This window comes from Kitasatospora sp. NPDC004531 (assembly GCF_053602195.1).
Genome location: NZ_JBSGDD010000140.1, coordinates 1 through 11,028 on the forward strand (window position 1 = coordinate 1; position 11,028 = coordinate 11,028).

The window sequence follows — 11,028 nt, forward strand, 5'->3', positions numbered from 1 at the left end:
GTCCGGCGCACCGGTGCCGGGGCACGGCCCCTACACCAGGCTGTCCTTCCAGGTTCGGTGGAGGGTGGCGAAGCGGCCCTCGCCGGCGATGAGGGCGTCCGGCCGGGGCGTTCGGTCGGGGCGTTCGGTCGGTGAGGAGAGGAGTCACCCGCATGGAGTTCCTTCGGCCCGCGTCCTGGGACGAGGCGCTGGCGGCGATGGCGGAGCATCCGGGGGCGGTGCCGGTCTCCGGGGGCACCGACGTCATGGTGGAGCTGAACTTCGACCTGCGCCGGCCGCCGGCGCTCCTCGACCTGAACCGGGTCGAGGAGCTGGCGCGGTGGAGCACGGACGGGGCGTGGGTGCGGCTGGGTGCGGCGGTGCCGTACGCGCGGATCGTCGAGGAGTTGGCGGGTCCGCTGCCGGGGCTGGCGACGGCGGCGCGGACGGTGGGGTCGCCGCAGATCCGCAACCGGGGCGGGGTGGGCGGCAATCTGGGCGCGGCCTCGCCGGCCGGTGACGCGCATCCGGCGCTGCTGGCGGCGGGCCCGGGGGTGCGGGTGGAGGCGCACTCGGTGCGCGGGGTGCGGCTGATCCCGATCGACGAGTTCTTCGTCGGGGTGAAGCGGCACTGCCTGGCCCCGGACGAGCTGATCCGCGCGGTGCGGATCCCGGTCGCGGACGGCCCGCAGCAGTTCTCCAAGGTCGGCACCCGCAACGCGATGGTGATCGCGGTCTGCGCGTTCGCGCTGGCCCTGCATCCGACCGATCGCACGGTGGGCACCGGCCTCGGCTCGGCCGCGCCGACCCCGCGCCGCGCGGCGGACGCCGAGGCGTATCTGCAGGAGCGCCTGGACTGGGACTCCGGCGGGCCGCTGGATCCCGAAGTGGTGCGCCGCTTCGGCGAGTTGGTGGCGGCCGCCGCCGATCCGATCGACGACGTCCGGGGCGCCGCGGCATACCGGCGGCACGCCCTGGCGGTGCTGGCGCGGCGCAGCCTGGCGTGGTGCTGGGACGGGTTTCGCGAGCGCTCGGGGAGGGCGGCATGAGGGTGGTGTTCACGGCGAACGGCCGGCGGGTCGAGGCGGACGACGTGTGGGAGGGCGAGTCGCTGCTGTACGTGCTGCGCGAGCGCCTCGGCCTGCCCGGTTCGAAGAACGCCTGCGAGCAGGGCGAGTGCGGCTCCTGCACCGTCTACCTGGACGGACTCCCGGTCTGCGCCTGCCTGGTGGCGGCCGGCCAGGTGCAGGGCCGCCAGGTCCGCACGGTGGAGGGCCTGGGCGGTCCGGACGGCGCGCTGGGCGTCGTGCAGCAGGCGTTCCTGGAGGCGGGCGCCGTGCAGTGCGGTTTCTGCACGCCCGGCCTGCTGGTGCAGACCGACGCGCTGCTGGCCCGGAACCCGCGTCCGTCGGACTCCGACATCCGGGAGGCGCTGGCGGGCAACCTGTGCCGCTGCACCGGCTACGAGAAGATCATGGAGGCGGTGCGGCTGGCCTCGGCCCGCGCCCGCGGGGCGGAGGGCGGGGCATGACGCGGGCGGTCCGGGGCGAGAAGAACCTGCGGGAGATCCGGCAGTCCGGGGAGGGCATCGGGCGCTCCCCGCTGCGCCCGGACGGCGCGTTGAAGGTGCGGGGCGAGTTCGCGTACTCCTCCGACCTGTGGCACGAGGACATGCTGTGGGGCACGGCGCTGCGCTCGCCGCACCCGCGCGCGAACATCCGCTCCGTCGACCTGTCGGCGGCGCTGGCGGTGCCGGGCGTGTACGCGGTGCTCACCCACGAGGACATCCCGGGCAGCAAGTACTACGGCCTGGAGATCGCCGACCAGCCGGCGCTGGCGGTCGACCGGGTCCGTTACCAGGGCGAGCCGGTGGCGCTGGTCGCCGCCGACCATCCGGAGACGGCCCGCCGGGCGGCGAAGCGGATCGTCGTCGACTACGAGGTGCTCACCCCGATCACCACCGAGGAGCAGTGCCTCGACCCGGAGCGCCACGGCTACGTCCACGAGCCGCACGAGTACAAGGCCCGCGCGCACGGGAACCTCTGCCACGAGCAGCGGCTGGTCGCGGGCCTGGGCGTCACCGACGAGGTGCGGGCGGCGGCGGACGTGATCGTGTCCGGCGAGTACGAGGTCGGCATGCAGGACCAGGCGTTCCTCGGCCCGGAGTCGGGTCTCGCGGTGCCCGCCGAGGACGGCGGCGTGGACCTGTACGTCGCCACCCAGTGGCTGCACGTGGACCGGCAGCAGATGGCACCGGTGCTGGCCCTGCCGGAGGAGAAGATCCGGCTGACCCTGGCGGGGGTGGGCGGCGCGTTCGGCGGCCGCGAGGACCTGTCGATGCAGATCCACGCCTGCCTGCTGGCGCTGCACACCCGCCGGCCCGTCAAGATCGTGTACTCCCGCGACGAGTCCTTCTTCGGCCACGTGCACCGCCACCCGGCGCGGATGCGCTACGAGCACGGCGCCACCCGGGACGGGAAGCTGGTGTTCGCGGACTGCCGGATCGTGCTGGACGGCGGCGCGTACGCCTCCACCTCGCCCGCCGTGGCCGGCAACGCCGCCTCGCTCGGCCACGGCCCGTACGTCGTTCCGAACGTCCGGATGCACGCCCTGGCGCTGTACTCCAACAACCCGCCGTGCGGGGCGATGCGCGGCTTCGGCGCGGTGCAGGCCGCGTTCGGCTACGAGTCGCAGATGGACAAGCTGGCGGCGGCGCTGGGCATGGACCCGGTGGAGCTGCGGCAGCTGAACGCCGTCTCGCAGGGCGACGTGATGCCGACCGGGCAGGTGATCGACGCGCCCGCGCCGGTCGCCGAGCTGCTCCAGCGCGTCAAGGACCGGCCGCTGCCGCCGCCGCTCGACCCGTCGGACCCGCGCGCGCTGCCGGGGGCGCTGTCGAACACCACGCACGGCGAGGGCGTGGTGCGGGGCGTCGGCTACTCGGTGGGCATCAAGAACGTCGGCTACTCGGAGGGCTTCGACGACTACTCGACCGCCCGGGTCCGGCTGGAGGTGATCGGCGGCGAGCCGGTGGCGCTGGTGCACACGGCGGCCGCCGAGGTCGGGCAGGGCGGCGTCACCGTGCACGCCCAGATCGCCCGCACCGAGCTGGGCGTCGAGCAGGTCACCATCCACCCCGCCGACACCCGGATCGGCTCGGCCGGTTCGACCTCCGCCTCCCGGCAGACGTACATGACGGGCGGCGCGGTGAAGCTCGCCGCGGAGGCGGTCCGCGCGGAGCTGCTGGAGCGGGGCCGGCGCCGGCACGGCTGGACGCACCGGGACCTGGCGCTGGCCGGCGGGCAGGTGGTCTCGGCGTCGGCCGGGCCGCTCGCCCCGCTCGCCGAACTCCTCGGCGACGAGCCGATCGAGCAGACCCGGGTGCACCGCCACCGCCCGACCGCCCCGCTGCACCCGCAGACCGGGCAGGGCTTCGGGCACGTCCAGTACTCCTTCTGCGCGAACCGCGCCGTGGTGGACGTGGACGTGGAGCTCGGACTCGTCAAGGTGGTCGAGTTGACGGCCGTTCAGGACGTCGGCCGGGCGCTGAACCCGCTCGCCGTGGTCGGCCAGATCCAGGGCGCCTGCACGCAGGCGCTGGGCCTGGCGGTGATGGAGGAGATCGTGCTCGCGGACGGCAAGGTGCGCAACGCCTCGTTCACCGACTACCTGATCCCGACCGTCCTGGACACCCCGCCGATCCCGGTGGAACTCCTCGAACTCCCCGACCCGCACGCCCCGTACGGGCTGCGCGGTGTCGGCGAGGCCCCCACCGTCTCCGCCACGCCGTCCATCGTGGCGGCGATCCGGCAGGCCACCGGCCGGGCGCTGACCCGCATCCCGGTGCGGCCGGAGCACCTCACTCTCTGATCCTTGGGAACCGACATGGCACAGACCCCGGCGACGCCCGGACCCCCTTCGCGCGGCGCGCTGGACACGTACTTCCGGATCTCGGCGCGCGGCTCCAGCGTGGCCACCGAAGTGCGCGGCGGCCTCACCACCTTCATGGCGATGGCCTACATCCTGCTGCTCAACCCGATCATCCTGAGCGGCCCGGACGTCACCGGCCACCGGCTCGACCACGCCCAGGTGACCACCGCGACGGCGCTCGCCGCGGCCGTCACCACGATCGTGATGGGCGTGGTCGGCAACGTGCCGCTGGCGCTCGCCGCCGGGCTGTCCGTCTCCGGGGTGATCTCCGCGCTGGTGGTGCCGCACACCACCTGGCCGCAGGCGTTCGGCCTGTGCGTGATCTACGGCCTGCTGATCGTGCTGCTGGTGGTGTCCGGGCTGCGCGAGAAGATCATGAACGGGATTCCGCTGCCGCTCAAGCACGCCATCACCATCGGCATCGGCCTGTTCATCTCCATCGTCGGCTTCTACAAGGCCGGGTTCGTGCACACCGGCGGCCCGACCCCGCTCTCCCTCGGCCCGTTCGGCGAGCTGGAGGGCTGGCCGGTGCTGCTGTTCTGCCTCACCCTGCTGTTCGTCTTCGTGCTGCTGGCCCGGGGGGTGCGCGGCGCGATCCTGATCGGGCTGGCGGTCGGCACGGCGGTGGCGATGGTGGTCGACAAGGCCGCCGGGCTGACCGCCGAGGACTGGGGCGGCACCGCGCCCGTGTGGCCCGGATCGCCGGTCGCCGCACCGGACTTCGGGCTGTTCGGCCACGTCGACCTGTTCGGCGCGTTCGGCTCGGACGGCATGGGCGCGATCAGTGCCACCGTCGCCGTGTTCACCCTGGTGCTGGCCGGGTTCTTCGACGCGATGGCCACCATCATCGGCGTCGGCACCGAGGCCGGGCTCGCCGACGCGAAGGGCCGGATGCCCGGCCTGTCGAAGGCGCTGTTCATCGACGGCGCGGGCGGCGCGATCGGCGGCCTGGCCGGGGCGTCCGGGCAGACCGTCTTCCTGGAGTCCGCGACCGGCGTCGGCGACGGCGCCCGCACCGGCCTGGCCTCCACCGTCACCGGCGGCGTGTTCGCGCTGATGCTCTTCTTCTCGCCGCTCGCCGCGATCGTCCCGGTGCAGGTCGCCGCCGCCGCGCTGGTGGTGATCGGCTCGCTGATGATGAGCCAGGCCCGCCTGATCGACTGGACGGACCGGGAGGTCGCCGTCCCCGCGTTCCTGACCAGCGTCGTCATGCCGTTCACCTACAGCATCACGGCGGGCGTCGCGGCCGGCGTCGTCTCGTACACCGTCGTCAAGGCCGGCACCGGCAAGTGGCGCGAACCCGGCGTGCTGATGTGGGCCCTGACCTTCGTGTTCGTCGTCTACTTCGCGCTCGCCCCCGTCAAGTCCTGGCTGGGCGTGCACTAGGGAGCACTCGTGCAGGACATCGCCGCGCACCTCCACGCCTGGCGCACCGCGAGGCGCCCCTTCGCGGTCGCCACCGTCGTCGCCGCGTCCGGCAGCGCCCCGCGCGAGCCCGGCGCGGCGCTGGCCGTGGACGCGGACGGGGAGGCCGTCGGGTCGATCTCCGGCGGGTGCGTGGAGGCGGCGGTGTACGCGCTGTGCGAGGAGGCGCTGGGCACGGGGGTGCCGGTGCTCCAGCACTTCGGGTACAGCGACGAGGACGCGTTCGCCGTCGGACTGACCTGCGGCGGATCACTGGAGGTGTTCGTGCAGCCCGTCGGCCCGGGCGCGGCGCCCGCGCTGGACGCGGCCCTGCCGCTGCTCGCCGCCGGGGCGCCCGTCGCGCTGGCCCGGGTGGTGGCCGGGCCGCCGGACCTGCTCGGCGGCACCCTCGCCGTCACCGCGGACGCGGCGTTCGGCGCGCTGCCGCTGCCCGATGCGGTCGGCGAGGTGCGGGCGATGCTCGCAGCCGGGCGCACCGGCCTGCTGCGGCTCGGCGACGCCACCCTGTTCGTGGACTCTCACCTGCCGCCGCCGCGCATGCTGATCTTCGGCGCGATGGACTTCGCCGCCGCGCTGGCCCGGATCGGCGCGTTCCTCGGCTACCGGGTGACGGTCTGCGACGCCCGGGCGGTCTTCGCCACCCGCCGCCGCTTCCCCGACGCGGACGAGATCGTCGTCGACTGGCCGCACCGCTATCTCGACGCCCGGGCCGGGCAGTTGGACGCCCGCACCGTCCTGTGCGTGCTCACCCACGACGCCAAGTTCGACCTCCCGCTGCTGGAGCGCGCCCTGCGCCTGCCCGTCGCCTACGTCGGCGCGCTGGGCTCCCGCCGCACCCACCGCGACCGCCTCGCCCGCCTCCGCGAGGCCGGCCTCACCCCCACCGAACTCTCCCGCCTGCACTCCCCCATCGGCCTCGACCTCGGCGCCCGCACCCCCGAGGAGACCGCCGTCGCCATCGCCGCCGAGATCATCGCCCACACCCACGGCGGCACCCACCTCCCCCTCACCACCACGGAGGGCCCGATCCACCACGGTGGGCGGGGTCAGTCGGCCCGCCAGTAGTCGTTGCCGTTCCAGTAGTTCCGCACGGCTCCGCGGTGGGTGGCGAGCAGTTGGACCGGGGGCATCAGGGTGCCGATCCGGGCCGTCAGCCGGTCGAGTTCGGCGAACGGGAGGGTCAACGTCGCGGTGCCGTCGGCGAATTGGGCACGGTCGGCGGCTTCGGCGGGGAGGCCGGTGGCGGCCAGCAGGTTGCGGAGCCAGTCGGGGGTGAGCGGGTGGCCCTCGTTGCCCGGCTGGAGCCGGACGTCCGCGAGGTCGGTCGGCGCGCCGGAGCCGGTGTCGTCGAAGCGGTAGAAGTCGTGCACCGTGAACAGGGCCCGCAGCGGCCGGCCGCCTGCCGTGAGGGCGGCCAGGATCCGGTCGCACTGCGCCGTCAGGGCCCCTTCGGTGCTGAGGAAGTACCCGGGCAGCGAACCCTGGACCGACAGGCACGCCCACAGGTCGTAGCTCTCGGCGGGAAGCTCCCGCCCGAAGCCGAACAGGGTCTCTCCGCCGAACTCGCCGTCGCCCGGCTCGTCCTCCAACCGCAGGACGTAGTGGACGCCGTCGACGGGTGGGAGGCTCCGCCAGCCGCGCACTCCCGGTTCGAGAGCGCCGAGCAGCTCGAGCAGCTCGTCGGCCGTGATGCGGTCGCCGTCGGTGCGGCGGAGGTAGAGGTCGGCGTCAACGGACATGGGCTGCGGTCTTCCGGGTCACAGGGTGGAGCCGAGGGGGCGGTCGGGGTGGGGGCCGGGGAGGACCCAGGCGGTGGCGGTGGCGGTGTGGGTGAGGAAGGGGTTGAGGGCGTCGTTGGCGGCGAGGCGGTTCTGGACGCGGGTGAACAGGGCGGGGTCGCGCATGAAGGCGCAGAACAGCAGGCCGCGGTCGTCGGGGCCGTCGTCGTAGGAGTAGCCGCGGCGGAGCATCCGGGCGCCGCCGTCGAGGCGGGGGCTGCTGAGGCGGACGTGGGCGGTGGCGGGGATGACGTAGGAGCCGTCGGGGTTCTTGATGTAGATGTCGGGGTCGTCGTGTTCGGCGGTGCCGGTGAGGGGGGCGCCGGAGGCCAGGCGGCGGCCCATCGCGGTCTCCTGACGGTCGGTCGGGAGGGCGGCGAAGGCGGCGGTGTCCATCCGGATGCGGCGGTAGACCAGGATGGTGCCGTCGTCGTGCCACAGGCCGGGGTCGGCGGGGTCGGGGTTGGCGCTGCCGTCCTTGAAGCCGAACAGGTTGCGCGGGGTCTCGCCGTCGGGGACGTGCGGCAGCACGCCGTCCTGGCTCCAACGGGTCGAGGCGCCGAAGGGCTTGGCGGCGGCGAGCAGGTGTTCCGTCAGGACGCCGGTGGTCCACGGCTGTTCGGCGGAGACCTGGAGCAGCACGTCGCCGCCGCTGCGGGCGGCGTCGAGGCGGTCGCCGGGGAAGTCCGGGAGTTCGGCGAGTTCGGCGGGGGCGGCGAGCTTCAGCCGGGCGGCCAGCGGGGTGCCGATCGCGGCGAGCGACGACATCGGCGCGGTGCCGGACAGCCGCGGGTCGGCGAGGCGGCCGGCGGACGCGGCGGCGAGCACCTGGTCGACGGCTCCGAGCAGCCCGCGCAGCGACTCGCGGGTGGCGTCGGCGGGCAGGTCGAGCGCGAGCAGCCGGGTGGCGGGGAGTTGGCGGTACGTCAGGCCGGACTGCCGCGCGCCGTGGTGGGACGGCGGGGCGGCGGGGACGGCCTGCGGCGCACGGCCGGGGTCGCGGCCGAACGCGGTGGCGGTGGCGGCGCCCGCCCCGGCGGCCAGCACCGCGCCGGCCGACAGCAGGGCCCGGCGGCCGATCCGGGGCCGGTCGGCGGTGCCGGTCTCCTGCGGATTCCCCGATTCGATGTGCATGGCCGCTATTGCAGACGATAGAACACGTTTCATGCAACTCCTCCATGGTTTCCACCCGTTGGTAGGCCGGGGTTCCGGTCCGCGCCGGTTCCGGGCCGGCCTCGTCGCACTGGGCCTGCTGCTGCCCGCGCTGGCCGCCTGCTCCTCCTCGGCCTCGACCTCCGCCGACCGCCACCCGCCGGGCACGGTGATCCAGGTGCCCGAGGACGTCCCGACGGTGCAGCGCGCGGTGGACGTCGCCAACCCCGGCGACCTGGTGCTGGTGCACCCGGGCGTGTACAAGGAGAGCGTGCGGATCACCAAGCCCCGCATCGTGCTGCGCGGTTCGGACCGCAACTCCGTGGTCCTCGACGGCGACCTCAAGCTGATCAACGGCATCACCGCGACCGGCGCGGGCACCGTGGTGGAGAACCTGACGGTGCGCGGATTCCTCGCCAACGGCGTGCTGTTCACCGGCGTCACCGACGAGAAGCTCCAGCGGCACGGCGCGGGCGGCTCCGCGTACGACCCGCTGGACACCACCCGATTCCCGCCCGTGCAGGGCTTCCGGGCGAGCAAGGTGACCTCGTACGGGAACGCCCTGTACGGCATCTACGCGTTCGACGCGCGCGACGGGATCATCGAGGACTCGTACGCGTCCGGGATGGCCGACTCGGGGATCTACGTCGGCCAGTGCAAGCCGTGCAACACGCTGGTGCGGGGCAACACGGTGGAGCGCAACGCGGTCGGCATCGAGATCACCAACGCCTCGGAGAACCTGACGGTGGTGGGCAACCGGGCGGTGAACAACCGGGTCGGGGTGACGGTCAACTCCAACGACCTGGAGTCGCTGGCCCCGCAGCACGCCGCGGTGATCGCGGGCAACGTGGTGGCGGACAACAACTCGGCGGACTCGCCGCAGCAGGCCGACGGCGGTTTCGGCATCGGGATCGGCATCGGCGGCGGCACCGACAACCGGGTCGAGCGCAACCTCGTCCAGGGCAACCGCTCGGCGGGCATCGTGGTCACCGACCCGGTGGGGCACCCCGCCTCGGGCAACCGGGTGGCCGGCAACAAGGCCGTCAACAACGGTGTGGACCTGGTCAGTTCGGCCGCCGACCCGAGCAACTGCTTCTCCGGGAACGGACCGGGCACGCAGAGCCCCGCCGAGCTGGAGCAGTTGGCGGCGTGCGGGGCCAGCGGCGGCGGCAAGGTCCCGGCGGGCCGCGCGGTGGGGGTGCAGCCGCCGCCCGGGATGGCGTTCAACGCGGTGCCGGTGCCGCCCGCGCAGCCGTCGATGGCCGATCCGAACGCGCCGGCCGTGCCCGCCGTGGACCTGCCGGGCAAGGTCGACCCGGACAGCTACCCGCTGCCGACCGGCGTCTGACGGATGCTCAGCCGGCCGTCGCCCAGGGCGCCTCGGGGAGCTTGGCCCCGGTGTCCTGGCCGCCGAGCTCCAGGGTGGTCGGGGTGCCGAGGCCGGCCAGCCGCATGGTGATCCGGCGCAGGCCGCCGTCGCCGTCGATCCAGTAGGTGAGCGGCGAGCTGCCGGTGTCCTGGTCGGCGGCGTCGCGCGGGCGCGGGCCGGAGACCCGGTCGTAGTCGCGGCCGTCGATGCGGTCGCGGCCGAGCCAGCGGGGGCCGGCCTGGGCCAGCAGCAGCGGGTTGTCGGGGCGGTCCGCGCCCAGCTGGATCAGCAGGTTGAGCCCGGCGTCCAGCGGGTCGGTGCCGTAGGGGCGCGAGGTCCAGCCGGAGCGCGGCACGTGCTCGGCCTGCTCCCAGGCCGGGCCGCCCGCCCCGGCGGGCGCCTTGGCCAGGCCCAGCCCGCCGGCGTCCCACACCACCAGGCCCTGGTCGATGGTGCCGCCCTTGCCGGTGACGGTGTAGCTGCCCGCCGCGTGCTTGGTGCGGTAGTCGACCACGCCCTGCACCTCGACGACCATGCCGTCGCCCTCCTGCGCCTTCAACGACACCCGCACCGGGCTGGCCTGGTAGACCTTCAGCCGGGACAGCGCCAGCCGGGACGCCTCCTCGGTGGACAGCGGCCGGCTCTCCTCACCGCCCGTCAGCTGCCAGGCCGTCACCCCGCCGCCCGCGAGCACGGCCGCCGCCACGGCGGTGACGATCAGGCTGCGCCGGGACGGGCGCTTCTTGTCGGATGCCTCGGATGCCATCGGGGTGTCTCGCTCCTCGGTACGGGTCGGGCGGTGCTCGGGGAAGGGCCCCGGGAGAGTATCCCGGGGCCCTTCGGTGGTACTGGAATCACTCTGCTCCAGCGGGCGGGTCAGCGGCTGCGCTTCCGGACGAGGACCAGCACGGCCGCTCCGACGATGAGCAGGACCACGCCGGCCACCACGGTGTACGTCAGGGCGACGGAGTCCGTGCCGGTGTACGCCAGGCCGCCGGACGGCTGGGACGGCGTCGGGCTGGGCGTCGGGGCCGGGGTGCTCGGCGCCGGCGGGATCACCTTGTTGACGGCGGTGGTGCTGACGCCGTCCTCCAGGTGCTCGTCGTCGAGGACGACCGGGCCCAGGACGGGCTGTTCGGGGGTCTGGTAGCCCTTGGGCGGGGTGACCTCCTGCCAGTAGTAGGTGCCCTTGTCGGTGACGGTGCGGCAGGTGCCGTCGTCCCCCGTGGTGCAGGGGTCGCCGACCTTGGTGTCCGCCTTCTCGCCGTCGGTCTGCAGGCCGTCGGTCGCGTTGGTCTCCCGCCAGAGCTGGAAGACCGCGCCCGGCAGGGCCTTGCCGTCCTGGTCGTGCTTGACCAGGCGGAGTTCGCCCTGCTGCTGCATGAAGCCGAAGTC

The 11,028-nt window shown here is 74.2% G+C and carries 10 protein-coding genes; 6 read left to right on the forward strand and 4 right to left on the reverse strand.

Annotated elements, in window-relative coordinates:
- Nucleotides 1–152: 152 nt before the first annotated feature.
- The 5 genes from ACWEMJ_RS32115 to ACWEMJ_RS32135 are packed head-to-tail and all read left to right on the forward strand — an operon-like array spanning nucleotide 153 to nucleotide 6,399.
- Nucleotides 153–1,028: an FAD binding domain-containing protein gene (locus ACWEMJ_RS32115; protein WP_452140660.1), complete on the forward strand. Its 876-nt coding sequence runs from the start codon at nucleotides 153–155 to the stop codon at nucleotides 1,026–1,028.
- On the forward strand, nucleotides 1,025–1,510 hold the full coding sequence (locus ACWEMJ_RS32120) for a (2Fe-2S)-binding protein (RefSeq protein WP_452140661.1): 486 nt from the start codon (nucleotides 1,025–1,027) through the stop codon (nucleotides 1,508–1,510). Before ACWEMJ_RS32115 ends, ACWEMJ_RS32120 begins: the two co-directional genes overlap by 4 nt.
- Nucleotides 1,507–3,849, forward strand: a complete 2,343-nt coding sequence (gene pucD, locus ACWEMJ_RS32125; RefSeq protein WP_452140662.1) for a xanthine dehydrogenase subunit D — start codon at nucleotides 1,507–1,509, stop codon at nucleotides 3,847–3,849. The genes ACWEMJ_RS32120 and pucD overlap by 4 nt, the downstream gene beginning before the upstream one ends.
- A gap of 15 nt (nucleotides 3,850–3,864) precedes the next feature.
- Nucleotides 3,865–5,295: an NCS2 family permease gene (locus ACWEMJ_RS32130; protein ID WP_452140663.1), complete on the forward strand. Its 1,431-nt coding sequence runs from the start codon at nucleotides 3,865–3,867 to the stop codon at nucleotides 5,293–5,295.
- Nucleotides 5,296–5,304: 9 nt separating this feature from the next.
- Complete coding sequence (locus ACWEMJ_RS32135) at nucleotides 5,305–6,399, forward strand: XdhC family protein (protein WP_452140664.1); 1,095 nt, start codon at nucleotides 5,305–5,307, stop codon at nucleotides 6,397–6,399.
- Here the strand turns inward: ACWEMJ_RS32135 and ACWEMJ_RS32140 are convergent.
- Complete coding sequence (locus ACWEMJ_RS32140) at nucleotides 6,381–7,073, reverse strand: hypothetical protein (protein ID WP_452140665.1); 693 nt, start codon at nucleotides 7,071–7,073, stop codon at nucleotides 6,381–6,383. The two genes, ACWEMJ_RS32135 and ACWEMJ_RS32140, sit on opposite strands and share 19 nt — an antisense overlap.
- Before the next feature lie 18 nt (nucleotides 7,074–7,091).
- Nucleotides 7,092–8,246: a Dyp-type peroxidase gene (locus ACWEMJ_RS32145; RefSeq protein WP_452140666.1), complete on the reverse strand. Its 1,155-nt coding sequence runs from the start codon at nucleotides 8,244–8,246 to the stop codon at nucleotides 7,092–7,094.
- A gap of 31 nt (nucleotides 8,247–8,277) precedes the next feature.
- Here ACWEMJ_RS32145 and ACWEMJ_RS32150 point away from each other — a divergent pair, with 31 nt between their 5' ends.
- On the forward strand, nucleotides 8,278–9,612 hold the full coding sequence (locus ACWEMJ_RS32150) for a right-handed parallel beta-helix repeat-containing protein (RefSeq protein WP_452140667.1): 1,335 nt from the start codon (nucleotides 8,278–8,280) through the stop codon (nucleotides 9,610–9,612).
- A 7-nt stretch (nucleotides 9,613–9,619) separates the two neighbouring features.
- Here the strand turns inward: ACWEMJ_RS32150 and ACWEMJ_RS32155 are convergent, their stop codons facing one another.
- Nucleotides 9,620–10,399 carry a hypothetical protein gene (locus tag ACWEMJ_RS32155; protein ID WP_452140668.1) on the reverse strand — a complete coding sequence of 260 codons (780 nt, stop codon included), beginning with the start codon at nucleotides 10,397–10,399 and terminating at the stop codon, nucleotides 9,620–9,622.
- A gap of 110 nt (nucleotides 10,400–10,509) precedes the next feature.
- Nucleotides 10,510–11,028 (reverse strand): prealbumin-like fold domain-containing protein (locus tag ACWEMJ_RS32160; protein WP_452140669.1); only part of this gene is annotated, 519 nt, incomplete at its 5' end.